Annotated in this window: 25 protein-coding genes; 7 read left to right on the top strand and 18 right to left on the bottom strand. The window is 74.2% G+C overall.

Going from position 1 to position 24,588, the window contains the following annotated elements; all coding sequences use genetic code 11:
* Window positions 1-20: 20 nt before the first annotated feature.
* The 11 genes from ACYVJ4_RS08820 to ACYVJ4_RS08770 form a co-directional block, all read right to left on the bottom strand.
* Window positions 21-848 (bottom strand): isoprenyl transferase, encoded by an 828-nt coding sequence (locus tag ACYVJ4_RS08820; RefSeq protein ID WP_460459752.1) that lies wholly within the window; start codon window positions 846-848, stop codon window positions 21-23.
* Window positions 845-1,573, bottom strand: coding sequence for a DNA repair protein RecO (recO, locus tag ACYVJ4_RS08815; RefSeq protein ID WP_460459751.1), 729 nt, complete (start codon window positions 1,571-1,573; stop codon window positions 845-847). Before recO ends, ACYVJ4_RS08820 begins: the two co-directional genes overlap by 4 nt.
* Window positions 1,574-1,635: 62 nt before the next feature.
* Window positions 1,636-3,228 (bottom strand): GGDEF domain-containing protein, encoded by a 1,593-nt coding sequence (locus tag ACYVJ4_RS08810; protein ID WP_460459750.1) that lies wholly within the window; start codon window positions 3,226-3,228, stop codon window positions 1,636-1,638.
* A 125-nt stretch (window positions 3,229-3,353) separates the two neighbouring features.
* Window positions 3,354-5,111, bottom strand: a complete 1,758-nt coding sequence (gene leuA, locus ACYVJ4_RS08805) for a 2-isopropylmalate synthase (protein ID WP_460459749.1) — start codon at window positions 5,109-5,111, stop codon at window positions 3,354-3,356.
* A 313-nt stretch (window positions 5,112-5,424) separates the two neighbouring features.
* Window positions 5,425-6,456: an aspartate-semialdehyde dehydrogenase gene (locus ACYVJ4_RS08800; protein ID WP_460459748.1), complete on the bottom strand. Its 1,032-nt coding sequence runs from the start codon at window positions 6,454-6,456 to the stop codon at window positions 5,425-5,427.
* A 43-nt stretch (window positions 6,457-6,499) separates the two neighbouring features.
* Complete coding sequence (gene era / locus ACYVJ4_RS08795; protein WP_460459747.1) at window positions 6,500-7,429, bottom strand: GTPase Era; 930 nt, start codon at window positions 7,427-7,429, stop codon at window positions 6,500-6,502.
* A complete protein-coding gene (locus ACYVJ4_RS08790) occupies window positions 7,426-8,742 on the bottom strand; it encodes a hemolysin family protein (protein ID WP_460459746.1) in 1,317 nt (438 codons plus the stop codon). The genes era and ACYVJ4_RS08790 overlap by 4 nt, the downstream gene beginning before the upstream one ends.
* Window positions 8,739-9,200 (bottom strand): rRNA maturation RNase YbeY, encoded by a 462-nt coding sequence (ybeY, locus tag ACYVJ4_RS08785; protein ID WP_460459745.1) that lies wholly within the window; start codon window positions 9,198-9,200, stop codon window positions 8,739-8,741. Before ybeY ends, ACYVJ4_RS08790 begins: the two co-directional genes overlap by 4 nt.
* 19 nt (window positions 9,201-9,219) lie before the next feature.
* Window positions 9,220-10,323 carry a PhoH family protein gene (locus ACYVJ4_RS08780; protein ID WP_460459744.1) on the bottom strand — a complete coding sequence of 368 codons (1,104 nt, stop codon included), beginning with the start codon at window positions 10,321-10,323 and terminating at the stop codon, window positions 9,220-9,222.
* Between the two features lie 94 nt (window positions 10,324-10,417).
* Window positions 10,418-11,830 (bottom strand): serine hydrolase domain-containing protein, encoded by a 1,413-nt coding sequence (locus ACYVJ4_RS08775; RefSeq protein WP_460459743.1) that lies wholly within the window; start codon window positions 11,828-11,830, stop codon window positions 10,418-10,420.
* On the bottom strand, window positions 11,827-12,189 hold the full coding sequence (locus ACYVJ4_RS08770) for an HIT domain-containing protein (RefSeq protein WP_460459742.1): 363 nt from the start codon (window positions 12,187-12,189) through the stop codon (window positions 11,827-11,829). Before ACYVJ4_RS08770 ends, ACYVJ4_RS08775 begins: the two co-directional genes overlap by 4 nt.
* A gap of 121 nt (window positions 12,190-12,310) precedes the next feature.
* Between ACYVJ4_RS08770 and ACYVJ4_RS08765 the strand changes: the two genes are divergently transcribed.
* From ACYVJ4_RS08765 to ACYVJ4_RS08750, 4 genes are all read left to right on the top strand, one after another.
* The gene (locus ACYVJ4_RS08765) at window positions 12,311-12,898 is read left to right on the top strand and encodes a SigE family RNA polymerase sigma factor (RefSeq protein ID WP_460459741.1); all 588 of its coding nucleotides are present in this window, start codon (window positions 12,311-12,313) and stop codon (window positions 12,896-12,898) included.
* The gene (locus ACYVJ4_RS08760; RefSeq protein WP_460459740.1) at window positions 12,895-13,986 is read left to right on the top strand and encodes a Gmad2 immunoglobulin-like domain-containing protein; all 1,092 of its coding nucleotides are present in this window, start codon (window positions 12,895-12,897) and stop codon (window positions 13,984-13,986) included. Before ACYVJ4_RS08765 ends, ACYVJ4_RS08760 begins: the two co-directional genes overlap by 4 nt.
* A 102-nt stretch (window positions 13,987-14,088) precedes the next feature.
* Complete coding sequence (locus tag ACYVJ4_RS08755; RefSeq protein ID WP_460459739.1) at window positions 14,089-14,244, top strand: hypothetical protein; 156 nt, start codon at window positions 14,089-14,091, stop codon at window positions 14,242-14,244.
* 1 nt (window position 14,245) lies between these two features.
* Window positions 14,246-14,956 (top strand): peptidoglycan-binding domain-containing protein, encoded by a 711-nt coding sequence (locus tag ACYVJ4_RS08750; protein ID WP_460459738.1) that lies wholly within the window; start codon window positions 14,246-14,248, stop codon window positions 14,954-14,956.
* A gap of 13 nt (window positions 14,957-14,969) precedes the next feature.
* Here the strand turns inward: ACYVJ4_RS08750 and ACYVJ4_RS08745 are convergent, their stop codons facing one another.
* The 4 genes from ACYVJ4_RS08745 to ACYVJ4_RS08730 all read right to left on the bottom strand — a co-directional run bounded on the left by ACYVJ4_RS08745 (window position 14,970) and on the right by ACYVJ4_RS08730 (window position 18,606).
* On the bottom strand, window positions 14,970-15,713 hold the full coding sequence (locus tag ACYVJ4_RS08745) for a 16S rRNA (uracil(1498)-N(3))-methyltransferase (protein WP_460459737.1): 744 nt from the start codon (window positions 15,711-15,713) through the stop codon (window positions 14,970-14,972).
* A 3-nt stretch (window positions 15,714-15,716) separates the two neighbouring features.
* Window positions 15,717-16,838 carry a molecular chaperone DnaJ gene (gene dnaJ / locus ACYVJ4_RS08740; RefSeq protein ID WP_460459736.1) on the bottom strand — a complete coding sequence of 374 codons (1,122 nt, stop codon included), beginning with the start codon at window positions 16,836-16,838 and terminating at the stop codon, window positions 15,717-15,719.
* Between the two features lie 69 nt (window positions 16,839-16,907).
* A complete protein-coding gene (gene hrcA / locus ACYVJ4_RS08735) occupies window positions 16,908-17,927 on the bottom strand; it encodes a heat-inducible transcriptional repressor HrcA (protein WP_460459735.1) in 1,020 nt (339 codons plus the stop codon).
* 52 nt (window positions 17,928-17,979) lie between these two features.
* Window positions 17,980-18,606 (bottom strand): Pr6Pr family membrane protein, encoded by a 627-nt coding sequence (locus ACYVJ4_RS08730; protein ID WP_460459734.1) that lies wholly within the window; start codon window positions 18,604-18,606, stop codon window positions 17,980-17,982.
* Window positions 18,607-18,644: 38 nt separating this feature from the next.
* Here ACYVJ4_RS08730 and ACYVJ4_RS08725 point away from each other — a divergent pair, with 38 nt between their 5' ends.
* From ACYVJ4_RS08725 to ACYVJ4_RS08715, 3 genes are all read left to right on the top strand, one after another.
* A complete protein-coding gene (locus ACYVJ4_RS08725) occupies window positions 18,645-19,508 on the top strand; it encodes a DUF3097 domain-containing protein (RefSeq protein ID WP_460459733.1) in 864 nt (287 codons plus the stop codon).
* 57 nt (window positions 19,509-19,565) lie between these two features.
* Entirely contained in the window at window positions 19,566-20,075 is a 510-nt protein-coding gene (locus tag ACYVJ4_RS08720; protein ID WP_460459732.1) for a DUF4870 domain-containing protein, read from the top strand.
* 78 nt (window positions 20,076-20,153) lie between these two features.
* The gene (locus tag ACYVJ4_RS08715) at window positions 20,154-20,705 is read left to right on the top strand and encodes a DUF4870 domain-containing protein (RefSeq protein WP_460459731.1); all 552 of its coding nucleotides are present in this window, start codon (window positions 20,154-20,156) and stop codon (window positions 20,703-20,705) included.
* A gap of 9 nt (window positions 20,706-20,714) precedes the next feature.
* Here the strand turns inward: ACYVJ4_RS08715 and hemW are convergent, their stop codons facing one another.
* Genes hemW through ACYVJ4_RS08700 form a run of 3 tightly spaced genes read right to left on the bottom strand, consistent with a single transcriptional unit; the run spans window position 20,715 to window position 24,571 of the window.
* Window positions 20,715-21,932 carry a radical SAM family heme chaperone HemW gene (gene hemW / locus ACYVJ4_RS08710; RefSeq protein ID WP_460459730.1) on the bottom strand — a complete coding sequence of 406 codons (1,218 nt, stop codon included), beginning with the start codon at window positions 21,930-21,932 and terminating at the stop codon, window positions 20,715-20,717.
* Window positions 21,933-21,969: 37 nt separating this feature from the next.
* On the bottom strand, window positions 21,970-22,623 hold the full coding sequence (locus tag ACYVJ4_RS08705) for an MOSC domain-containing protein (RefSeq protein WP_460459729.1): 654 nt from the start codon (window positions 22,621-22,623) through the stop codon (window positions 21,970-21,972).
* A gap of 28 nt (window positions 22,624-22,651) precedes the next feature.
* Window positions 22,652-24,571, bottom strand: a complete 1,920-nt coding sequence (locus ACYVJ4_RS08700) for an AMP-dependent synthetase/ligase (protein WP_460459728.1) — start codon at window positions 24,569-24,571, stop codon at window positions 22,652-22,654.
* Window positions 24,572-24,588: the final 17 nt, after the last annotated feature.

The raw sequence follows: 24,588 nt of genomic DNA, 5'->3' as shown, positions 1-24,588 counted from the left end.
GGGTCGGCGAGGGCGGCGGCTCAGGCCGGTGGGGCGTCGGGGGTGTCGACGGCGCCGCCGTAGCGCCGCTCGCGCTGGGCGTAGGTCTCGATCGCGCGCCACAGGTCGCGGCGGTCGACGTCCGGCCACAGGACGTCGTCGAAGACCATCTCGGCGTAGGCCGACTGCCACAGCAGGAAGTTCGAGGTGCGCTGCTCGCCCGAGGAGCGCCAGAACAGGTCGACGTCGGGCATGTCCTGCTCGTCGAGGTAGCGCGCCACGGTGCGCTCGTCCACGCGGTCGGCCGACAACCGGCCCGCCGCGACGTCCTGCGCGATGGCCCGTGCGGCGTCCGCGATCTCGGCCCGGCCGCCGTAGTTGACGCACATCGTCAGGGTCAGCACCGAGTTGTCGCGGGTGAGCTCCTCGGCCGCCTCGAGCTCGCGGATCACGCTGCGCCACAGGCGAGGTCGGCGCCCGGCCCAGCGCACGCGCACCCCCCACGCGTGCATCTCGTCGCGCCGCCGGCGGATCACGTCGCGGTTGAAGCCCATCAGCCAGCGGACCTCGTCGGGCGAGCGCCGCCAGTTCTCGGTCGAGAACGCGTACGCCGACAGGTGGGTGACGCCCATCTCGATGGCGCCGGCGACGACGTCCAGCAGCACCGCCTCGCCGCGCGCGTGGCCCTCGGTGCGCGACAGCCCGCGCGCGTTGGCCCAGCGGCCGTTGCCGTCCATGACGACCGCGACGTGCTTCGGCACGAGGTCGGCCGGGACGACGGGCGGCCGGGCTCCCGAGGGGTGGGCCGGCGGCGGCACCGGGGCGACGGCGGCCGCGCCGGTGGCGGCCGCCCGACGACGCGCCCTCACAGCCGCTCGACCAGGCGCAGCGCGCGCACGCCGCGCTCGAGGTGCCACTGCAGGTAGGCCGCGACCAGCCCGCTGCCCTCGCGACGGTGCTTGACGTCGCTGGCGTCGGCGACCTCCCAGTCGCCGGCGAGCAGCGCCGCCAGCAGCTCGAGCGTGGCGGGGGCGGGCGCCACCGAGCCCGCGGGGCGGCAGGTCGAGCAGACCACGCCGCCCGACGCCACGGCGAAGGCGCGGTGCGGCCCGGCGGCCCCGCAGCGCGAGCAGTCGACGAAGCTCGGCGCCCAGCCGGCCACCGACAACGAGCGCAGCAGGTAGGCGTCGAGCACCAGGGACGAGTCGTGGACGCCCTCGGCCAGCGTGCGCAGGCCGCCCACCAGCAGGAGGAACTGCTGCACGGCGGGCTCGCGCTCCTCGGTGAGCCGGTCGGCGGTCTCGACCATCGCGGTGGCGGCGGTCCAGCGCGGGTAGTCGGCGACGAGGCGCTCGCCGTAGGGCTGGATCGTCTCGGCCTGGGTGACGGTGTCGAGCGAGCGCCCCTCGTAGAGCTGGACGTCGGTCATCATGAACGGCTCGAGCCGGGCGCCGAAGCGGCTGCGGGTGCGGCGCACACCCTTGGCGACCGCGCGCACCTTGCCGCGCTCGCGCGTCAGCAGGGTGACGATGCGGTCGGCCTCGCCCAGCTGGTGGGTGCGCAGGACGACGGCCTCGTCGCGGTACAGGCTCACCGCTCGATTGTCCTACGCGGCACCGACGGTCGCGGCACCGCCACGCAGGGACGGCCGGGCGGTCAGTAGACCGTGACCCGGTTGCGGCCCGACTCCTTGGACGCGTACAGCGCGGCATCGGCGTCCTTCAGCACGCGGTCGGCCGAGGCGTCCGAGGCCGCGACGCCGACCGACACGCTCACCCGCAACCCCTCCCGGACGTCGTCCCAGGGCTCGCGCTCGACCGCCGCGCGCACCCGCTCGCCCACCGCCGCGGCCTCCTCGCCCGACGTCGAGGGCAGCAGGACGACGAACTCGTCGCCGCCGAAGCGCACCACCACGTCGTGGGTGCGGCAGTGCGCGCGCAGGATGTCGGCGATGCGGCGCAGCACCTCGTCGCCGGCGCTGTGCGAGAACGTGTCGTTGACGTCCTTGAACAGGTCGACGTCGACGAACAGCGCCGCTCCCCCGAGCTGCTCGGCGATGCCGGCGTCGAGCATGCGCCGGTTGCCCAGGCCGGTGAGCGGGTCGATCATCGCGTCGCGCCCCAGCTGGGAGGCCTCGGCCGCGAGCGCCCGCAGGCTGATCCGGTCGCGCAGGGCGAAGAAGCGGCTCTCGCGCTCGACCCAGAGCCGGTGCGAGGCGACCTGGCGGGACTGCTCGAAGTACGGCGTCGAGGGGTGCTCGCCGTGCTCGGCCACCTCGACCAGCGCCATCGCCGACAGCGCGGCGAGCTCCCAGACCACCCGGTCGGTGAGCCGGGCGCCGGCCAGCACGTGCTCGAGCTGGGTGCGCGCCTCGGCGTACCGCCCGCCCTCGCGCAGGCAGACGGCGAGCGCGAGCCGGCCGATCTGGACCTCGGGCAGCTCGGGGCGCAGCTCGAAGCGCGCCATGGCCTGCACCAACCGGGCGTGGGCGAGCTCGGTCTGACCGAGCCGCAGCTGCACGTACGCCTCGACCAGCTCGGCGCGCGCGTGCATCTCGTCGTCGTCGCCGGCCGTGAGGTCCATCATGTGCAGCGCCAGCTCGCCGCCGCGCAGGTAGTGCTGGCGCGCCTCGGCGGCGCGGCCGTCGAGCTCGAGCGCGGTGCCCCAGGTGGCGTGCAGCACCGAGGACTCCTGCAGCACCAGCACCCGGGCGATGCGCGTGGCCTGCCCCTCCCCGCGCACGGCGGGCGAGGACAGGCACAGCGCGAACAGCGCGTCGGCCGGGTGGAACAGCTGCGCGTGGCCGAGCACCACGGCCACCGCCATGGCGGCGCTGAGGTCGTTGTACCGCTGCGGCGGGGTGTGCTCGACCAGCGCGTACGCCTCGGCGAGCGCGTCGACGGCGGACGACGCCCGGCCCAGCCGCAGGCCGGCGTCGCCGAGCAGCGAGAGCGCCTTGGCCCGCCACGCGTCGTCCCCGGGCTCGATCACCCCGAGCAGCTCGTGCGCCTGCACGATGGCGTCGTCCCAGCGGCGCTGCTCGATGAGCGCGACGCCGCACGTGTAGTGCAGGTAGCGCAGGGTGCGCAGGTCGCCGGCTCCGGCGGCGACGGGCATGGCCTCACGGGCCGCCACGACGGCGCGCGCCGAGAAGCCGTCGAGGTAGTGCTCGTGCGCCCAGTCCGAGAGCAGGTCCAGGGGACCGAAGGCGCTGGCTGCTGCCACCACGCCACCGACTGCGTCGGTCACCTCTACCCCGTTCTGCCGACCTGCTGGGACCCCGGCTCAGTGTGCCCGAGCCGGGGTCGGCCCGACAGATCTTCCGGGATTTCTCCCCAGGACGGACGCATCCTGCGGCGTCCGCCTCGACCGGCCTAGCCGGCGTCCTCCTGGGCGGACGCCCGCACCGAGCGGTTGACCGCCGACACGACGGCCTTGAGCGAGGCCGTGACGATGTTGGGGTCGATGCCCACGCCCCAGAGGACGCGGCCGTCGACGGCGCACTCGACGTACGCCGCGGCCGTGGCGTCGCCGCCCGCGCTCATGGCGTGCTCGTGGTAGTCGAGCACCCGGACGTCGACGCCGCGGTCGGCGAGCGCCTCGGTGAACGCCGCGATCGGACCGTTGCCCTGGCCCTCGAGCGCGACGACCTCGCCGTCGTCCGCGACCTCGACCGAGAGCTGGTCCAGACCCTGCGCGGACGTCGAGAGCCGGGTGCCGCGCAGCGCGAACCGGCCCCAGGGGTGGGCGGGGTCGGGCAGGTACTCGTCGCTGAACGCGCGCCACAGGTCGTCGGCCGAGACCTCGCCGCCCTCGCTGTCGGTCTGGCGCTGCACGACGCCGCTGAACTCGATCTGCAGCCGGCGGGGCAGGTCGAGGTTGCGCTCGCTCTTGAGCAGGTAGGCGACCCCGCCCTTGCCGGACTGGCTGTTGACCCGGATGACCGCCTCGTAGGTGCGGCCGACGTCGCGCGGGTCGATCGGCAGGTAGGGCACGGCCCAGACCAGCTCGTCGACCTCCTTGCCCTCGTCGGCGGCGGCCTTCTCCATCGCCTCCAGGCCCTTCTTGATGGCGTCCTGGTGCGAGCCGCTGAACGCGGTGTAGACCAGGTCGCCGCCGTACGGGTGCCGCTCGGGCACGGGCAGCTGGTTGCAGTACTCGACGGTGCGGCGGACGTCGTCGATGTCGCCGAAGTCGATCTGCGGGTCGATCCCCTGGCTGAACAGGTTGAGCCCCAGCGTCACCAGGCAGACGTTGCCCGTGCGCTCGCCGTTGCCGAACAGGCAGCCCTCGATCCGGTCGGCGCCCGCGAGGTAGCCGAGCTCGGCCGCCGCGACGCCGGTGCCGCGGTCGTTGTGCGGGTGCAGGCTCAGCACGACGCTGTCGCGGCGGGGCAGGTGCCGGTGCATCCACTCGATCGAGTCGGCGTAGACGTTCGGCGTGGCCATCTCGACCGTGGCCGGCAGGTTGACGATCAGCGGCCGCTCCGGCGTCGGGTCGATGACCTCGATCACCTTGCTGCACACCTCGATCGCGTACTCGAGCTCCGTGCCGGTGTAGGACTCGGGCGAGTACTCGTAGTAGATGTCGGTGTCGGGCGTGATCATCTCGGCGTACTTCATCGCCAGCCGCGCACCCTGCGTCGCGATGTCGGTGATGCCGTCCCGGTCGAGGCCGAAGACCACCTTGCGCTGCAGCGTGGACGTCGAGTTGTAGAAGTGGACGATCGCCTGCTTGGCGCCGCGCAACGACTCGAAGGTGCGCTCGATCAGGTGCTCGCGGCACTGCGTCAGCACCTGGATCATCACGTCGTCGGGCACGTGGTCGCCCTCGACGAGCTGGCGCACGAAGTCGAAGTCGGTCTGGCTCGCGCTGGGGAAGCCGACCTCGATCTCCTTGTAGCCCATGCGCACCAGCAGCTGGAACATCGCCAGCTTGCGGGCCGGGCTCATCGGGTCGATCAGCGCCTGGTTGCCGTCCCGCAGGTCGACGGCGCACCACCGCGGCGCGCGCTCGACGTGGCGCTCGGGCCAGCGCCGGTCGGGGAGGTCGACCTCGAACGTCTCGTGGTACGGCCGGTACTTGTGCACCGGCATGACGGACGCGAGCTGGGGGGTGGACTCGTAGGGCATGGTGCGCGGCCTTCGGCTCGAGGGGTGCGACCGGCACACCAGCATCCCGCGACGAGGAGCCGGTCAGCTACGAGGCCCCGCCGCGGCGACGAAGGAGGAGCTGCGCCGTCCGCACGCCGACCACCGTACGCCCGGCCGCGCGACGCCGTCCACGCCCCGGACCGTCGTCCCACATCCCGGGACCCCGGGACCCCGCGACCCCGCGCCCAGTTGATCACGTTGTGCAGGGCTAGAGGCGCACTCCAAGGGCTGCAGCCCTTGGAAAGCAGGGCTAGCCCTGCACAACGTGATCAACTGCGACCGGACGGCGGGGTCAGGTGCGGCGGGTGAGCAGGGCCTCGGCGATCTGGACGGCGTTCAGGGCGGCGCCCTTGCGCAGGTTGTCGCCGGACACGAACAGCGTCAGGCCGCGGCCGCCCTCGACCGCGGGGTCGGTGCGCACGCGCCCGACGAGGCTCACGTCGCGACCGGCCGCGTCCAGGGGCGTCGGGACGTCGGCCAGCTCGACGCCCTCGGCCCCGGCCAGCAGCTGCAGCGCCCGCTCGGGCGACAGCGGCCGCTCGAACGCGGCGTGGATCGCCAGCGAGTGCCCGGTGAAGACCGGCACGCGCACGCAGGTGGCCGCCACCGCGAGGTCGGGCAGGTGCAGGATCTTGCGGCTCTCGTTGCGGAGCTTCTGCTCCTCGTCGGTCTCGCCGCTGCCGTCGTCGACGACCGAGCCGGCCATCGGCAGCACGTTGAACGCGATCGGCTTCACGTACGCGTGCGGCTCGGGCATCTCGACCGAGCGGCCGTCGAACGCCAGCGCAGAGGCCTGGTCGGCGACCTTGCGCACCTGCTCGTCGAGCTCGGCCACGCCCTTGCCGCCGCTGCCCGACACCGCCTGGTACGACGAGACGTACAGCCGGATCAGGCCGGCCTCGTCGCTGAGCGGCTTGAGCACCGGCATCGCGGCCATCGTGGTGCAGTTCGGGTTGGCGACGATGCCCAGCGGCAGGTCGTCGAGGTCGGCCGGGTTGACCTCGCTGACGACGAGCGGCACCTGCGGGTGCATGCGCCAGGCGCTGGAGTTGTCGACGACCGTCGCCCCGGCGGCGGCCACGCGGGGCGCGAGCTCGAGCGAGGCGGTCTTGCCGTTGCTGAACAGCGCGATGTCGAGGCCGCCGAGGTCGGCCGTCGCCGAGTCCTCGACCGTGACCTCGCCGTCCGCCCAGGGCAGCGTCGTGCCGGCCGAGCGGGCCGACGCGAAGAACCGGACGTCGTCCAGCGGGAACGAGCGCTCCGCCAGCAGGGCTCGCATGACCCCGCCGACCTGACCAGTGGCTCCGAAGACTCCGACGCGCATGGCTCCAGGGTAGGCGAGCCGGGCGCCGGCCGGTCGCGCCGTCTCAGAAGCCGAGGCGCTGCAGCTGCTTGGGGTCGCGCTGCCAGTCCTTGGCGATCTTGACGTGCAGGTCGAGGTAGACCTTCTGGCCGAGCAGCCGCTCGATCCCCTGCCGGGCCCGCGTGCCGACGTCCTTGAGCCGGGCGCCGCCGCGGCCGATGACGATCGCCTTCTGCGAGGACCGCTCGACGAAGAGGTTGACCCGGATCTCGAGCAGCGGGTCGTCGTCGGGGCGCCCCTCGCGCGGCAGCATCTCGTCGACGACGACCGCCAGGCTGTGCGGCAGCTCGTCGCGCACGCCCTCGAGCGCGGCCTCGCGGATCAGCTCGGCGACCATGACGGCCTCGGGCTCGTCGGTCAGGTGCCCCTCGGGGTACATCGGCGGGCCCTCGGGCAGGTGCTTCACCAGGAGGTCGGCCACGAGGTCGACCTGCTCGCCGCGCACGGCCGACACCGGCACGATGTCGTCCCACTGCCCCAGCCGGTCGACCGCCACCAGGTGCTCGGCCAGCCGCTGCCGGTCGACGGTGTCGGTCTTGGTGGCGATGGCGACGACCGGCGTGCCCCGCCCCTCGCGCCGGATCGCCGCGAGCTCGGCCGCGATGAACCGGTCGCCCGGGCCGACGCGCTGGTCGGCCGGCAGGCAGAACCCCACGACGTCGACCTCGGTCAGCGTCTCGCGCACGACGTCGTTCAGCCGCTGGCCGAGCAGCGTCCGCGGGCGGTGCAGCCCCGGGGTGTCGACGAGCACCAGCTGCGCGTCCGGGCGCGTGATCACGCCGCGGATCGCGTGCCGCGTGGTCTGCGGCTTGCTGGACGTGATGGCGACCTTCTCGCCGACGAGCGCGTTGGTCAGCGTCGACTTCCCGGCGTTGGGCCGACCGACGATCGACGCGAAGCCGCTGCGGTGGGTGCCGTGGGTCGGGCCGGTCATGGCGCCAGTCTCGCACCGTCGGGCTCGTCGGCCGCCGCCTCGAGCTCGGCCCGGACGTCGCGCACGATCACCGTGGCGATGCGGTGCCGTCGTCCGGCCGGGCGTTCCGCGGTGAGCTCGAGGCCCTCGACGACGGCCTGCGCGCCGGGGATCGGCACCCGGCCGAGCGCCTTCGACAGCAGCCCGCCGACGGTGTCGACGTCCTCGTCGTCGAGGTCGAGGTCGAACAGCTCGCCCAGCTCGTCGACGTGCAGCGTCGACAGCACCCGCACGGTGCCGTCGTCCAGCCGCTCGACCGACGGCGCCTCGCGGTCGTACTCGTCGGTGATCTCGCCGACGATCTCCTCCAGCACGTCCTCGATCGTCACGAGCCCGGCGGTGCCGCCGTACTCGTCGACCACGACGGCGACGTGGTTGCGCTCGCGCTGCATCTCGCGCATGAGGTCGTCGACCGGCTTGCTCTCGGGCACGAAGTGCACCGGGCGCATCACGTCGCGCACGGCGACCTGCTGCTCGGCGGTGGCGTCGCTGTAGACGCGGCGCGTGACGTCCTTGAGGTACAGGACGCCCAGGACGTCGTCCGGCCCGTCGTCGACGACCGGGATGCGGGAGAAGCCGGAGCGCAGGAACAGCGACAGCGCCTGCCGCAGCTTCTTGTCGTGGTCGATGGTCACCATGTCGGTGCGCGGCACCATCACCTCGCGCACGACGGTGTCGCCGAGCTCGAAGACCGAGTGCAGCATCTCCTGCTCCTGCGCCTCGATCACGGCGTTCTCGCCCGCCAGGTCGAGCAGCTCGCGCAGCTCGGCCTCGTTCGAGAACGGACCGTCGCGGAAGCCCTTGCCGGGCGTGACCGCGTTGCCCAGCGCGACGAGCAGCCGGGCCAGGGGCCCGAGCAGGCGCGCCAGCCAGAGCAGCAGCGGGGCGGTGACGAGCGCGACCACCTCGGCGTGCTGGCGGCCGAGCGTCCGCGGGCTGACGCCCACCAGCACGAACGACGACACGACCATGACGCCCGCCGCCACCAGCAGCGCCACCCACCAGCGGTCGAGCAGCCCGACGCAGGTGATCGTGACGAGCACCGCGGCGAACGACTCGCAGACCACGCGCACGAACGTCGACACCGACAGGTACGGCGGCGCGGACGTCGCCACGGTGAGCAGCGCGCCCGCGCCGCGCCGTCCGTCCTCGACGAGCTGCTCGGCCCGCAGCCGGGTCACGCGCGACACCGACGCCTCGGCGGCGGCGAGCACCGCGGCCAGGACGACGAGCAGCACGGCCACCAGGGCCAGGCGGGCCTCGGGCAGGCTCACGACGAGCTGCGCCCGGCGAGGAAGGTGAGCAGCAGCCGGCGCTGCAGCTCGAACATCTCCTTCTCCTCGTCCGGCTCGGCGTGGTCGTAGCCGAGCAGGTGCAAGATGCCGTGCGTCGTGAGGAGCAGCAGCTCCTCCTCGGCCGTGTGCCCGGCCTCGGCGGCCTGCGCGGCGGCCACGGTCGGGCACAGCACGACGTCGCCGAGCAGCCCGGGCTCGGGCTCCTCGTCGTCCGAGCCGGGGCGCAGCTCGTCCATGGGGAAGCTCATGACGTCGGTGGGTCCCGGCAGGTCCATCCACTGCACGTGCAGGCGCTCCATGGCCTCCTCGTCGACGAGGACGACGGACAGCTCGGCCTGCGGGTGCACGCGCATGGCGTCGAGCACGTGCCGCGACAGGCGCACCAGCTCGTGCTCGTCGCAGGCGAACCCGGTCTCGTTGTTGACCTCGATGCTCATCGCGCCCGCCCGCCGGCGGTCACCGGCGCGCGCGCCGGGCGGCGCGGTTGCCCGGGGCCAGGGCGGCGGCGTCGCCCGAGCGCGCGGCGTCCCACCGGCCGTAGGCGTCGACGATCTGGCCGACGAGACGGTGCCGGACGACGTCGTGGCTGGTGAGCATCGCGAAGTGGACGTCGTCGAGGCCGTCCAGGATGTCCTGCACCACGCGCAGCCCGGACGTCGTCCCCGCCGGCAGGTCGACCTGCGTGACGTCACCGGTGACGACGATCTTGGAGCCGAAGCCCAGACGGGTCAGGAACATCTTCATCTGCTCGGCCGAGGTGTTCTGCGCCTCGTCCAGGATGACGAACGCGTCATTGAGCGTGCGGCCACGCATAAAAGCCAGCGGTGCGACCTCGATGGTGCCGGCGGCCATCAGCCGCGGGATCGAGTCGGGGTCGAGCATGTCGTGCAGCGCGTCGTACAGCGGCCGCAGGTAGGGGTCGATCTTCTCCGTCAGGGTGCCGGGCAGGAAGCCGAGCCGCTCGCCCGCCTCGACCGCCGGCCGGGTCAGGATGATCCGGTTGACCTTCTTGGCCTGCAACGCCTGCACGGCCTTGGCCATCGCGAGGTACGTCTTGCCGGTGCCGGCCGGACCGATGCCGAAGACGACGGTGTTGTCGTCGATGGCGTCGACGTAGCGCTTCTGGTTGAGCGTCTTGGGCCGGATCTTCTTGCCGCGGTTGGACAAGATGTTCATCGTCAGGACGTCGGCCGGGCGCTCGGTGGTCTGCTGGCGCAGCATGGCGACCGAGCGGTCGACGGCGTCGCGCGAGAGCGGCTGGCCGGCCGCGAGCACGCGCAGCAGCTCGTCGACGAGCCGCTCGAGCAGCGCTACCTCGGCGGGCGGTCCGGTGACGGTCATCTGGTTGCCGCGCACGTGGATGTCGAGGCGCGGGAAGTCGCGCTCCATCGCGCGCAGCAGCTCGTCACCCGGGCCGAGCAGCGACACCATCGAGACGTCGGGGGCGACGACGATGGTGTGCGGCACCGGGTTGGTGACCTCGGGTGAGTCAGGGGCGGGCACGGCGTCGTCGGGACGGACGTCCGGTCGGTCGGCGCCGGTGCTGTTCGTGTCGCTCATGGGCGGCCTCGTGGCCTGCGGGCCCCTTCGCTGCGGTGTCAGGACGTCCTCATCCTAGCCGCGAGCACCGACGGCGCCCCACCCGAATTGCCCCTCAGCGCCCGAAGGGCAGCGGGGCGCGGGTGACCGGGTAGGTGGCCCAGTACAGCCGGGTCGGGACCCCGGCGTCGTCGCGGACGACGCGCAGCAGCTCGCCCTGCTCACGACCCGACACCACGCGCCACCGGTCCGTGCCGTCGCGCCGCAGCACGGCCGGCGGACGCCAGGACGGCGCCCCCGCGGCCCGCAGCTCGAGGTGACCGCCCTCGTCGCCGTCGACGTCGGGGTCGTCCCCCGCCCGCCAGGAGGCGGCGAACTCGACGCCCTCGGTCCACCAGGTGCCGAGCAGCCCCTCGACGTCCGACGGCACCGCCGCGCCGGGCCGCCACGGCTCGGGCAGGTCGGGGACGGCGTCCAGCACGGTCGTGGCAAGGTCGACGGCCAGGCCGAACGGGTCGGCCGCGCGGCTGGTGCTGGTGAGCGCCACGACGCCGAGGCCGGAGTCGCGCTCGACCACCATGCTGGCCAGGAAGCCCGGCATGGCGCCGTCGTGGCCCACCAGCAGCCGCTCGCCGCTGCGGTGCAGCATCAGGCCGAGGCCCCACCCGAGCGTCCAGCGCTGCAGGTCGGCCATGGCGTGCAGGTGCGTCATCTCGGCGACCGTCGACGGCGCGAGCACCGCGGGGTCGGGGTCGGCCCAGAACGACGCCCAGCGCGCGAGGTCGGCGGTCGTCGTCCAGAGCTCGGCGGCCGGCGCGAACGCGTCGCCGGGGAACAGCGGCTCGGGCAGCAGGCGGTCGGCGTAGGGGTCGACGAAGTACCCGCGGGCCACCGGTGCGGTCGGGCCCGTGGTCGTGCGGGTCATGCCGAGCGGGGCGAGCAGCCGGTCGGCCACCAGCTCGGCCCAGGTGCCGCCACGGCGCTCGGCCACGACCTGCCCGAGCAGCGCGAACGCCAGGTTGGAGTAGTGCCAGCGCTCGTTCGGGCCCAGCACGGCCTCGGCGGTCGCGAGGTCGCGCAGCATCGTCGGCAGGTCAGGCCCGTGCAGCGACTCCCACACGTCCCCGACCGGTTCGCGCTGCAGGCCCGAGACGTGGCTCAGCATGCGGCGGATCGTCAGCCCGCCGTGCGCCGGGACGTCGAGGTGCGCGTCGAGCCGGTCGTCGAGGTCGAGCAGCCCGTCGTCGCGTGCCTGCATCACCAGGGCCGCGGTGAACGTCTTGGTGACCGACCCCATGCGGTACTGGACGTCGGGGCCGGGCTCGAGCAGCGGCGGGTCGGCCGTGCCGTCGTCGCCGAGGTCGGCTGCGCCCGCCCACGCGTCGAGCTGCACCTCGCCGCGCCGCACGACGCGGACGACGACCGACGGCGCGCGCCACTCACGTTGCGCCGCAGACACCTTGTGCCGCAACGACTCCGCGAGGTCGTCGGGCAGCGGACGAGGCGCCGGACCAGGCTGCGGGCTCACCCCGGGGGCCAGGTCATGTCACGGCCGCCGAGCACGTGGCCGTGCACGTGGAACACGCTCTGGTGGGCCTGGGCGCCGCTGTTGAAGACGAACCGGAACTGGCCGCCGTTCTCGTCGCCGGCGACCTGCGCCGCCAGCCGGGCCACGGCCACGAGCGAGTCCGGGTCGGCCTGGGCCAGCGCACCGACGTCGCGGTGGTGCGCGCGCGGCACCACCAGCACGTGCAGCGGGGCCTGCGGCTCGAGATCGCGGAACGCCACCGCGAGCTCGTCCTGCGCTACGACGTCGGCCGGGATCTCGCCGGACACGATGCGGCAGAACAGGCACTCGGGATCGCGGGGGGTGTTCTCGGTGCTCACCCGCGCGAGGCTACCCCGTGGGTCCGACGCGGGTGCGTGACAACCGTTCCCCTCGCTCGCGCGTCACGTCACCATGGGTACGGGGCTGACGGAGCTGTCGTCGCGGCGACGGGAGGTGGCCATGACCACGATCCCGGACGGCCGCACGGACGACGTCGACGCCGAGCGCTGGACCGCCAACGAGGCGCTCACCCAGCTGTATGCCGCCCACTGGCGCTCGTTGGTGCGGCTGTCGTACCTGCTGGTGCGCGAGCAGGCGCTCGCCGAGGAGGTCGTGCAGGACGCCTTCGTCGACGTGCACCGCCGCTGGCGCCGGCTCGCCGACCACGACCGCGCGCTCGCGTACCTGCGGGTCGCCGTGGTCAACGGGTCGCGCAGCGCGCTGCGCCGCCGCGTGGTGCGCCAGCGCTGGACGGCGGCCGGCGGACCGACGCGCGTCGAGCCCGCACCGCGCGCCGCCGCCACCGCACCCAGCGCCGAGGACGCCGTGCTGCTGGAGGCCGAGCGGACGACCGTCAACGCCGCGCTCGTCGCCCTGCCGTCGCGGCAGCGCGAGGTGCTGGTGCTGCGCTACCACGCGGGCTTGTCCGAGGCGGAGATCGCGGCGGCGCTCGACATCAGCCGCGGCGCCGTGAAGAGCCACGCCCACCGCGGGATCGCGGCGTTGCGGGCCGCGCTGGCGCAGGCCGACGAGGAGGAGGGGCGATGACCGAGGACGAGGCGACGGTGGCCGCGCTGGTGCGCGTGCTCGACCACGACGCCGAGGCCCTGGAGCCGTCGGACCGGCTGGCCGAGCTGCGAGCGCGCACCCACCGCGACGCGCGCCGTCGTCCGGTGCTGGCCGCGGCCTGCGCCGCCCTGGTGGCCGGCGGCACCGCGGTCGGCGTCGGCCTGCTCGGCCGCGACCCCGGTCCGACCGCCCCCGCCGTCCCGACCGGCGTGACCTCGGCGGCGACGCCGAACCCGTCGGGCAGCGCGTCCGGCTCGACCCCCTCCCCCACGACCAGCCAGCACCTCGTGACCTTCGTGCTGCCCGTGTACTACTTGGGCCAGGACGGCGAGCGGCTGGCGCTCTACCGCGAGTTCCACCGGTTGCAGCTGGCCGACCGCGGCTACGTCTGGCGGGACGGCGCCTGGCAGAACAACGCGATCTACGACCTGGTGGGCCCGCTCCAGCTGGCCGTCGGCGAGGCCACGAAGCCGACCGCGGTGCTCGACCCCGACCTGGCCTCGCCCTGGCAGCTCGGCTCGCGCGCCGCGGTCGTGGTCGACCAGACGGACCGCGTCGTGACGATCGACCTCCCGGCGCACGAGGGAGAGGCCCACGGGCGCACCGCCGAGCAGGCCCGGCTCGCCGTCCAGCAGCTGGTCTGGACCGTCACCGCCGTGCAGCAGGACGCCGACCTCGGCGTGCGGCTGCTCGTCGACGGCCGGCCGGGCCGGCTGTTCGGCTCGGTGCCCGTCGGCGACGTGGTGCACCGCGCGTCGCCGTCCTACGACGTGCTCGGGTCGCTGTGGGTCGAGGCACCCGACGAGGGCCAGCAGGTGAGCGGTCCGGTCACGCTCCGCGGCTCGGCCTGCACGTTCGAGGCCAACGTCGGCTGGCAGCTGCTGCGCGACGGCCAGGTCGTCGACAGCGGCAGCACGACCGCCAGCAGCGGCTGCCCGAGCCGCGGCTCGTGGTCGGTGGCGCTCGGCCGGCTCGAGCCCGGCGGCTACACGTTCCGCGCGTTCGAGTCCCCGGCGTCCGGGCAGGGGCCCGACCGCGAGGACACCCGCTCGTTCGTCGTCCGCTGACGAGTTCGGCGAAAGCCGTGGACAGGTCCGCGGTGCCGGATCACCATGGCCTCACAGGGGCGGCAGTCCCTGCCGCCGTGCGCGGCGGGCGAGGTGAGCAGGGTGGACGAACGCGAACCGGTGGAGCTGTTCGACGGCGAGGACGTCGACACCGGCGACGAGCCGGAGGGCGACGACCTGTCGCCGGAGGAGGTCGCGGCGATCCGCGCGAGCCAGCAGGACCCGGGCTCGCCGCCGCTGGACGCGCTGGGCAACTGAGGTGGCCAAGCTGCTGATAGTCGGCGTGATGCTGGCCCACGAGAGCCGCACCGGCATCGGCCACACCGCCTGCACCCTCGGCGGCGTGAACTACGAGTCCAAGGGCAGCGCGGGCTGCATCAAGGGATCGGCGGCGCGCGGCGCGGCCAACCCGTTGTTCCGCCACCGATTCCACCTGCTGCTGACCGACAAGGCAGCCGCCCGCGCCAAGCAGTACGCCGACGGCTGCGTCGGGCAGCCCTACGTGTGGGCCAGCGTGCCGAGCGCGTCGCACGGCGGCGACTGCTCGGGCTTCGTCTCCGGCATCATCGCGAGCGCCCTGGGCAAGAAGCCGCAGCGGCTGTTCGGCACGGGCACGTGGTCGTCGGTGTCGGGCAAGCTCGGCTTCCGCCCGGGCCTGTCGCGCGGCGGTGCCGTGCGGCGTACGTCCAAGCGCAACCCAGCCGGCATCGGGGTGCTCGACCGTCCGTTCCCGGGCGTCAACATCGAGCGGAACAGCCCCAAGCGCGACCACGTGCGGTGGGTGCAGGCCCGGCTGAACTTCGCCGCGCACGGCCGGCACGCGGTGCTCGGGGGCAAGCCGCTGGACGTCGACGGCGACTTCGGCGACGACACGTTCAAGGTCGTGGTGGCGTTCCAGAAGCACCACGGGCTGCAGGGGCTGGGCACCGTCGGCGGCAAGACGTGGAAGCTGCTCAACGCGGTGCGCTGACGGCGGGAACCCTTCAGCGCCAGCGGGTCAGCGCGCTGAGCACCGACAGCGCGGCCGGCCCGGCCGTCGACGAGCGCAGCACCTCGCGCCCGATCCGGCACACCTGCGCGCCGGCTACCTGCAGGGCCTCGACCTCGGTCGGGGCGATGCCGCCCTCGGGACCGACGACCAGCACGACCTCGCCGGACGACGGCACCTGCACGCCCGCGAGCGGCTCGGTCGCGTCCTCGTGCAGGACGACGGTCAGCGCGGCGTCGCGCACCCGCTCGGCGAGCTGGGCCCGGCCGACCAGGTCGCCGACCACCGGCACGCGCGGGCGGCGGGACTGCTTGGCCGCCGTCCGCACGGTCTGCTCCCACTTGCGCCGCGAGCGCCCGCCGCGCTCGCCGCGCCACACGACGACGCTGCGCTCGGCCTGCCAGGGCACGACCTCGTCGACGCCGAGCTCGGTGGCGGCCTCGACCGCGAGCTCGTCGCGGTCGCCCTTGGCGAGCGCCTGCACCAGCACGAAGCGCGGCGCAGGTTCGGGCAGCTCGACCCGCTCGTCGACGTCCAGCACGAGCTGGTCACCACCGGCCGAGCGGACCGTGCAGCGCGCGAGCGCGCCGAGCCCGTCGGCGACGTCCACCCGTTCGCCGGCGCCGATCCGCCGCACGGTGGCGGCGTGGCGGCCCTCGGGCCCGTCGAGGACGACGGTGCCGCCGGCCCGCACGTCGTCCAGCGCGCCGGGGTCGAGCAGGAACAGGGGTGCGCTCATCGCCTAGCGCCCGCTCAGCGCGTCCTTGAGCCGGCCGAACAGGCCGGAGCCGTGCGTGGCGAGCCGTCCCTCGGGACGCTCCTCGCCGCGCAGGGCCGCGAGCTGCTGCAGCAGGCCGCGCTGCTCGTCGTCCAGGCCCTTGGGCGTGACGACGTCGACGTGCACGACGAGGTCGCCGCGGCCGACGCCGCGCAGGTGCGTGACGCCGAGGCCGCGCAGGGTCGTGACCTGGCCGGACTGCGTGCCGGGCTCGACGTCGAGCTGCTGCTCGCCGTCCAGGGTGTCGAGCGTGATGGTCGTGCCGAGGGCTGCCGCGGTCATGGGCAGCTCGACGGTGGCGTGCAGGTCGTCGCCGCGGCGCACGAACGTCGAGTGGTTGGCCACCGCGATCTCGACGTAGAGGTCGCCCGCCGGGCCGTTGCCGGCGCCGACCTCGCCCTCGCCGGCGAGCTGGATGCGCGTTCCGGTGTCGACGCCCGCCGGCACCCGGATCGTCATCGAGCGGCGCGAGCGCACCCGCCCCTCGCCCGAGCACTGCACGCAGGGGTGGGCGATGACCGTGCCGTAGCCCTGGCAGGTGGCGCACGGACGGGAGGTCATGACGTTGCCCATGAACGAGCGCTGCACGTGCTGCACCTGGCCGCGGCCGCCGCACACGTCGCAGGTGCGGGTGCCGGTGCCGGGCTGCGCGCCCTCGCCGTGGCAGGTCGGGCAGCCGACCGCGGTGTCGACCGAGATCTCCTTCTCGGTGCCGAACACCGCGTCGCGCAGGTCGATCTGCACCCGGATCAGCGCGTCCTGGCCGCGACGCTGGCGCGAGCGCGGGCCGCTCTGCGCGCCGCCCTGGCCGCCGAAGAACGCGTCCATGATGTCGGTGAACGAGAAGCCCTGGCCGTAGCCGCCGGCCGCGCCGCCGAACGCGTCGCCGCCGCGGTCGTACGCAGCCCGCTTGCCCGGGTCGCTCAGCACGTCGTAGGCCGCGCTGACCGACTTGAACCGGTCCTCGGCCTCGGCTCCGGGGTTGACGTCGGGGTGCAGCTGGCGGGCCAGCTTGCGGTAGGCCTTCTTGATCTCCTCGGGCGTCGCGTCACGGGCGACGCCCAGGGTCTCGTAGTGGTCGCTCAACGGTCCTTCTCTTCACACGGTCGGGAGGCGGGCGGCGCGGGCGCCGCCCCGGCGGGTGGGTCGGGCGGCTTACCCGTCCAGCACCCGCGAGACGTAGCGGGCCACGGCGCGGACCGTGGCCATCGTGGTCGGGTAGTCCATGCGGGTCGGGCCGAGCACGCCGAGGCTGGCGACGACGTCCCGGTTGCCGCCGTAGCCGCTGGTGACGACGGACGTCGAGCGCAGGCCCTCGTGGGCCAGCTCGCTGCCGATGCGCACGGCGACGGCGGACGGGTCGGACGACAGCTCGCCCAGCAGCCGCATCAGCACGACGTGCTCCTCGAGCGCGTCGAGCACCGGCCCGATGCTCTCGGGGAAGTCCTGGCCGAACCGGGCCAGGTTGGCGGCGCCGGCCAGCACCACGCGCTCCTCGCGCTCCTCGACCAGCGCGTCGTCGAGGGCCCGCACCACCGAGCGGGCCAGGTCGCGGTCCTCGGGCGGCAGGTCGTCGGGCAGCGACTGCAGCCGGCTGGCGGCGTCGGTGAGCAGGCGGCCGGCCGACTCGGCGTTGATGCGGGCGCGCAGCTCGCCGAGCACGGCGTCGTCGAGCACCTGCGAGGTCTCGAGCACGCGCTGCTCGACCCGCCCGGTGCCGGCGATCAGCACGACGAGCAACCGCTGGTCGCCCAGCGGCACGAGCTCGACGTGACGCACGGTCGAGCGGGTGAGCGAGGGGTACTGCACGACGGCGACCTGCCGGGTCAGCTGCGCCAGCAGCCGCACGGTGCGGTCGACCACGTCGTCCAGGTCGACGGCGCCGGAGAGGAACCCCGCGATCGCCGCGCGCTCGGCGGGCGACATGGGCTTGACCTCGGTGAGCCGGTCGACGAACAGCCGGTAGCCGGCCTCGGTGGGCACGCGACCGGCGCTGGTGTGCGGCTGGGCGATCAGCCCGTCGTCCTCGAGCGCGGCCATGTCGTTGCGGATCGTCGCGCTCGAGACGCCGAGCTGGTGGCGCTCGACCAGGGCCTTGGAGCCGACCGGCTCGCGGGTCTGGACGTAGTCCTCGACGATCGCGCGCAGGACGGCGAGCCGGCGCTCGTCGCTCATCGGCCACCTCCTCGCCCGTCGGTCTGGCACTCTGCTGCGTCGAGTGCCAAGTCTACGACGTCCGCGCCGGACGTGCCGGGAGCCGCCGGTCCAGGGCCAGCGCGGCCGCGGCGAGCAGCAGGAGCAGCACGGTCACGCCGAGGCAGTTGACCAGCACCCGGGCGTACCCCAGGTCGTCGACGTCGACGAACGGGTACGGGTACTCGTGCACCGCCGCTCCGCGGACCAGCGTGTAGCCGAGCCAGAGCAGCGGGAAGAGCAACGACCACGCCACCGTCCGGACGTCGACGCGCGGGCGGGGGCCGAACGCCAGCCAGCCCACGACCGCCGCCACCGGGACGACGACGTGGAAGACCGTGTCGGTGAGCACCGCCCAGCCCTCGTTGTGCACGACCGGCCGCAGCACGACCGCGTACACCAGCCCGGTGACGGCGATGCAGACCACGCCGTCCAGGCGCAGCACCCGCCACACCGGGCCGTCGCGGTCGGGCCGCACGGCGAGCGTGGCGGCGCCGGCGATCACCAGCAGGTTGCTCTGCACCGTGAAGAAGCTGAACAGCCGCACCATCCGGACGCCGACGGTGTCGACGTCGGACTGCACCGACAGCACGACCTGCAGCAGGACGTTGAGGGCGCCGACCACCGCCAGCGCCGCGTGCCACGCCCGGGACGTCGACATGGGCGAAGAGTAGGGGAACGGCTCGTACCCTCGTCGCCGTGGACCGATACGGCGCGGACGTGCTCTCCGGCGACCAGGCCGCCCCGCCGCGCGGCCGCTCCCGCGAGGTCGTGGCCGAGACCGGCCTGGTGGTCGAGGACGTCGAGACCGGCTGGTGCGGGGCCGTCGTCCGCACCGAGAAGGCCGGCGGCGTGCACGTGGTGCACCTGGAGGACCGCCGCGGCCGCTCGCGCGGGTTCCCGCTCGGGCCGGGCTTCCTGCTCGACGGCGCACCCGTCGTCCTGCTGGCACCGCGGGCGGCGGCTGCCCCCGCGCCGACCACCCGCACTGCCAGCGGCTCGACGTCCGTGCGCGACCACCGGGCTCGCCAGGCGCGCGGCTCGCGGATCTGGGTCGAGGGCCGGCACGACGCCGAGCTGGTCGAGAAGGTCTGGGGCGACGACCTGCGGGTGGAGGGCGTCGTGGTCGAGATGCTGGACGGCGTCGACGACCTCGCCGCGGCCGTGCGCGACTTCGCCCCCGCCCCCGGCCGCCGCCTCGGCGTGCTGGTCGACCACCTGGTGCCGGGCTCGAAGGAGACCCGGCTGGTGGCCGAGGCGACGGCCCAGCGCCAGCTCGCCCCGCACCTGCTCGTGGTCGGCCACCCGTTCGTCGACGTCTGGCAGTCGGTGCGCCCGGAGCGGCTCGGGATGGACGCCTGGCCGCAGGTGCCGCGGGACGTCGAGTGGAAGCGCGGGGTGCTCGCCCACCTGGGCTGGCCGCACGCCAGCCAGGCCGACGTCGCCCACGGCTGGAAGCGGGTGCTGGGCACGGTGCGGTCGTACGCCGACCTCGAGCCCGCGCTGCTCGCCCGGGTCGAGGAGCTCATCGACTTCGTCACCGCGGATGTGGCGGACCGCTGACCCGCGTTGGCCCTACGCTGGCCCGCATCACGCACGACCACCACTTCGGGAGGACCAGTGACCGAGCAGCAGCCCGAGACGCCGACGCCGCGGGACGGCGCGCCCGAGGGAGCGCCGTCGACTCCTCCGCCGCCGCCCCCGCCGCCCCCGGCGGCCGAGCAGACGCCGCCCCCGCCGCCGCCCGCTCCCGGCTACGCGCCGCCGCAGCCCGGCTACGCCGCACCCGGTGCCGGCCAGGCCCCGCTGAGCCAGAGCGACGAGCGGATGTGGGCGATGCTCGGCCACATCGGCGGCATCATCCTGGGCTTCATCGCGCCGCTCATCACCTGGCTGATCTTCCGCGAGCGCTCGGCGTTCGTCGACGACCAGGGCAAGGAAGCGCTCAACTTCCAGATCACGATCCTCATCGGGTACGTCATCGCCTGGGTGCTGACGTTCCTCGTGATCGGCATCATCCTGCTGCCGGTGCTGTGGATCGGCAGCCTGGTGCTGGCGATCATGGCCGGCCTGGCCGCCCAGCGCGGCGAGCAGTACCGCTACCCGTTCGCGCTGCGCCTCATCAAGTGAGGCCGAGCGCCTGACGACGCGAGGTGCCCCGGCCCGTGCGGCCGGGGCACCTGGCGTCCACCCGACCAGGGGGACCGCATGACCCAGCCACCGCAGGACGGCCAGCCGCCGCAGCCGCCGCAGCCGCAGCCGCCGCAGCCGCCGCAGCCGCAGTACGGCCAGCCGCCGCAGCCGTACGCGCAGCAGCCGTACCAGCAGCCGTACCCGCCGCAGGCACCCTGGCCGCAGGGCTACCAGCCCTACCCGCCCGGCCGCGCGCCGGTGTCGCCGCAGGACGAGCGGCTGTGGGCCACGCTCGCGCACCTGTCGCCGTTCCTGGCCGGCGTGGTGGGCTTCCCGGTGCTCGGCCCGCTGGTGGTCTACCTCATGTACAAGGACCGCTCGCCGTTCGTCCGCCGGCACGCCGCGGCCGCGCTGAACTTCCAGATCATGCTGCTGGTGGTGAGCGTCGTCGGGCTGTTCCTGGCGCTCGTCGTCGGCGTGCTCACCCTGGGGATCGGGTTCCTGGTCGTCGTCCCGATCGCCATCGCGATCGCGGTCGCCGCCATCGTGCTGCAGGTCGTGGCCGCGCTGGCCGCCAACCGCGGCGAGGACTACCGGTACCCGCTCACCCCGACGATGGTCAGCTGAGGTCCGAGCTCAGGGCAGCAGCGCGCGGACGACGGTGTCGGCCAGCAGCCGGCCGCGCCGGGTGAGCGCGGCCCGGCCCCGCACCGCCGCCACGCCGTCGAGCAGGCCGTCGGCCACCAGGCCGGCCACGGCGCGGCGGCCCGCGGCGTCGACCACGTCGAGGTCCAGCCCCTCGCGCAGCCGCACCTGCAGCAGCACCTGCTCGGCGTGCCGCTGCTCGTCGTCCAGCACCTCGCGCGCCGCCGCCGGGCTGTCCCCCGCGGCCAGCCGGGTCGCGTACGCGGTGGGGTGCTTGACGTTCCACCACCGCACGCCGCCGACGTGGCTGTGCGCCCCGGGGCCGACGCCCCACCAGTCGCCGCCGGCCCAGTAGCCGACGTTGTGCCGGCAGCGGGTGGCCTCGGACGTCGACCAGTTGCTGACCTCGTACCAGTGCAACCCGGCGGCGCCGAGCAGCTCGTCGGCGAGCTCGTACTTGTCGGCCTCGTCGTCGTCGTCCGGCATCCTCACCTCGCCACGCCGCACCCGGGTCGCCAGCCGCGTGCCGGCCTCCACGACGAGCGCGTACGCCGACACGTGGTCGGGCTCGCAGGCGAGCGCCGCGCGCAGGCTGGTCTCCCAGTCGTCGAGCGACTCCCCCGGCGTCCCGTAGATCAGGTCGAGGCTGACGTCGAGGCCGGCCGCGCGCGCCCAGGCCACCGCCTGCGGCACGCGCTCGGGGTCGTGCGTGCGGTCGAGCGTCGCGAGCACGTGCCGGACGGCCGACTGCATGCCGAAGCTCACCCGGGTGAACCCGTTGTCGCGCAACGTCTTCAGCGACTCCGGGGTCACAGAGTCGGGGTTCGCCTCGGTCGTCACCTCGGCGTCGTCGGCCAGGCCGAACCGCGTGCGCACCCCGTCGAGCAGCAGCCCGAGGTCGTCGGCCGCTAGCAGCGTCGGCGTGCCGCCACCGACGAAGACCGTCGCCGCCGGGGGTGCGCCGTCGCCGAGCACCCGCCCGGCCAGCGCCAGCTCGCCGAGGGCCGTGCGGGCGAACGTCGCCTGGCTGGCCCCTCCGCCCAGCTCGGTCGCGGTGTACGTGTTGAAGTCGCAGTACCCGCACCGCACCGCGCAGAACGGCACGTGCAGGTAGACCCCGAACGGACGACGGCCGAGCCCCTCGAGCGCGGACGCCGGCAGCGACCCGTCGAGCGGGGCGGGGTCGCCGTCCGGCAGCGCGCTGGGCACGCCCCGATCCTCTCAGCCGTCGTCGCGGCGTCGGGCCTCAGGCCCGGGCGACCGCCTGCTCGCAGCGCCGGCGCAGGGTCTCGTGCAGCTGGACCTGGCCGTCGGCCTCGGCGTCGAGCAGGCGGCGCCCGACGTCCGGCTCGAAGCGCAGGAAGCACTCGCCGATCGTCACGCCGTGGGCCGGGCGGTGCTCGACCTCGACCCGGTCGCCGGCGCCGACGCTGCCCTCGCGCACGACGCGCAGGTACGCGCCCGGGGCGCCGTGCTCGGTGAAGCGCTTGACCCAGCGCGGCTCGTCGAGCCAGCGCTGGAACGTGGCGCAGGGGGTGCGCGGGGCGGTCACCTCGACGACGGTGCCGTCGTCCTCGCCGCCGATCCGCCAGCGCTCGCCGATGACGGCCCCGGTGACGGCGACACCGGTGGTGCGCAGGTTCTCGCCGAACAGGCCGGGGCTGATGTCGCGGTCGAGCTCGCCGGCCCAGTACGACGCGTCCTCGCCCGCGTAGGCGTAGACGGCCTGGTCGCGGCCGCCGTGGTGCGCGACGTCCAGCTGCTTGTCGCCGTGCAGGCCCAGCTGCCGGACGGCCACGCGGCCCACCACCGGGCGCTTGTCGATGGCCGTCTCGCCGACGTCACCGCCCTCGTCGGGGTGCACCTCGTGGACGACGCAGACGGCCTCGATCATGCCCATGCCGGTAGTGGACCACACCCGGCCCGGGTCACGCCTGGTACAGCGAGTCCAGCACCTCGGCGTACCGGCGCTCGACCGCGCGGCGCTTGAGCTTCAGCGACGGGGTGAGGTCGCCGTCCTCGACCGTGAGGTCGCGGGGCAGCACCTCGAACCGCTTGATCTGCTCCCAGCGGCCGAGGCCGGCGTTGAGCTCGGCGACGTAGCCCTCGACCATGGCGCGCACCTCGGGCGAGCCCACGACCTGCTCGTACGGAGCGCCCGCCATGCCGTGGTGCTGGGCCCAGGTGGCCATGGCGTCGGCGTCGAGGGTCACCAGGGCCGTGATGTAGTTGCGCCCCTCGCCGTGAACGACGATCTGGCTGGCGTAGGGGCAGACCGCCTTGAACCGCGTCTCGATTCCCTGCGGCGCGACGTACTTGCCGCCCGAGGTCTTGATCAGGTCCTTCTTGCGGTCGGTGATCTTCAGGCAGCCGTCGACGAACTCGCCGATGTCGCCGGTGCGCAACCACCCGTCGTCGGTGAGCACCTCGGCCGTGGCCTCGGGCTGCTGGTGGTAGCCGACCATGACGCCGGGGCCGCGCAGCAGCACCTCGCCGTCGGCCGCGAGCCGCACCTCGGTGCCGGCGAACGGCTGGCCCACGGTGCCGAACGCGAACCGGTCGGGCCGGTTGATGAACGACGCCGCCGAGGTCTCGGTCAGGCCGTAGCCCTCGAGCACCAGGATGCCGGCCGCGTGGAACCACTCGGCGACGTCCTGGCTGAGCGCCGCCGACCCCGAGACGAAGTAGCGCACCCGGCCGCCGAAGCGCGCCGTGATCTTGCTGAAGACCAGCTTGTCGGCGAGCGCGTGCTGGAGCAGCAGCACCTTGGACGGCTCCTGGCCCGCCTGGCGGCGCCGCGAGACCTGCCGGCCGACGTCCATCGCCCACGCCGCGACCTTGGCCTTGGCCGGGCTCTCGGACTCCATCTGCGTGCGCACCCGCGCGTGCACCTTCTCGAAGATGCGCGGCGCGCCGGCCATGAAGGTCGGGCGCACGACGGCCAGGTTGTCGACGAGCTTGTCGAGGTCGCCGCACACCGCCGTGGCGAAGCCGACGGCGAGCTGCGTCGTCAGCAGCACCTTGCCGAAGACGTGCGACAGCGGCAGCCAGAGGTACTGCAGGTCGTCGGGCGACAGCAGCCCGGTGGCCGAGGTGGCCGCGCCCTCGTAGACCCACGAGGAGTGCAGCAGCCGCACGCCCTTGGGCCGCCCGGTGGTGCCGGACGTGTAGACCAGGGTGGCCAGCTGGTGCGGCTGCACGGCGGACGAGGCCTCGCGGACGGCGTCCGGGCGCTCGGCCAGCAGCCGTCGTCCGCGCTCGCGCAGGGCGTCGAGCGTCATGACGCGCTGGTCGCCGGCGTGCTCGGAGTCCGGCCCGACGGCGTCGGGGTCGACCACGACGACGGCCTGCAGGTCGGGCAGGGACGTCCAGTGGTCGCGCACCTTGGCCAGCTGCTCGGCGTCCTCGGCGACGACGACCCGCGACCCGGAGTCGGCCAGGATGAACCGGACGTCGTCGGGCGTGGTCGAGGGGTAGACGGTGGTGGTAGCGCCACCGGCCCGCATGACCGCGAGGTCGGCCCAGACCCACTCGATCCGCGTCGAGGACGCGATGGCCACCGGCTGCTGCGGCTCGAGGCCGATCGCCAGCAGGCCGGCCGCGACCTCGTCGACCACCTCGGCGGCGTCGCGCCAGGTGATGGTGGTCCAGCCGCCGTCGGCGCGCTGCGACCGGAAGGCCTCGAGGTCGGGCGTGGCGGCGACGCGCCAGGCGAACAGCTCGCCGAGCGTCGCCGGGAGCTCACGGCTCAGCCGCTCGAACTCGGCCTGCTCGGCCGGCCCCGCGCTCGGCGTCTCGCGCTGCGCGGCGTCCTGGTCGTGCCCGGCGGCGGCGTCGGTGGTGCTCACGGGGGCGTCCTCTCCGG

Source organism: Angustibacter peucedani, from assembly GCF_054779595.1.
The sequence above is the reverse complement of the archived record's forward strand: the minus strand, read 5'-3'. Positions and strand labels throughout refer to the sequence as shown.

Bases quoted from the DNA above. Each gene is read 5' to 3' on its own strand.
- leuA (WP_460459749.1), bottom strand. From the start codon at position 5,111: ATGCCCTACGAGTCCACCCCCCAGCTCGCGTCCGTCATGCCGGTGCAC.
- ACYVJ4_RS08800 (WP_460459748.1), bottom strand. From the start codon at position 6,456: ATGCGCGTCGGAGTCTTCGGAGCCACTGGTCAGGTCGGCGGGGTCATG.
- era (WP_460459747.1), bottom strand. From the start codon at position 7,429: ATGACCGGCCCGACCCACGGCACCCACCGCAGCGGCTTCGCGTCGATC.
- ybeY (WP_460459745.1), bottom strand. From the start codon at position 9,200: ATGAGCATCGAGGTCAACAACGAGACCGGGTTCGCCTGCGACGAGCAC.
- ACYVJ4_RS08780 (WP_460459744.1), bottom strand. From the start codon at position 10,323: ATGAGCGACACGAACAGCACCGGCGCCGACCGACCGGACGTCCGTCCC.
- ACYVJ4_RS08765 (WP_460459741.1), top strand. From the start codon at position 12,311: ATGACCACGATCCCGGACGGCCGCACGGACGACGTCGACGCCGAGCGC.
- ACYVJ4_RS08760 (WP_460459740.1), top strand. From the start codon at position 12,895: ATGACCGAGGACGAGGCGACGGTGGCCGCGCTGGTGCGCGTGCTCGAC.
- ACYVJ4_RS08745 (WP_460459737.1), bottom strand. From the start codon at position 15,713: ATGAGCGCACCCCTGTTCCTGCTCGACCCCGGCGCGCTGGACGACGTG.
- hrcA (WP_460459735.1), bottom strand. From the start codon at position 17,927: ATGAGCGACGAGCGCCGGCTCGCCGTCCTGCGCGCGATCGTCGAGGAC.
- ACYVJ4_RS08730 (WP_460459734.1), bottom strand. From the start codon at position 18,606: ATGTCGACGTCCCGGGCGTGGCACGCGGCGCTGGCGGTGGTCGGCGCC.
- ACYVJ4_RS08715 (WP_460459731.1), top strand. From the start codon at position 20,154: ATGACCCAGCCACCGCAGGACGGCCAGCCGCCGCAGCCGCCGCAGCCG.
- ACYVJ4_RS08705 (WP_460459729.1), bottom strand. From the start codon at position 22,623: ATGGGCATGATCGAGGCCGTCTGCGTCGTCCACGAGGTGCACCCCGAC.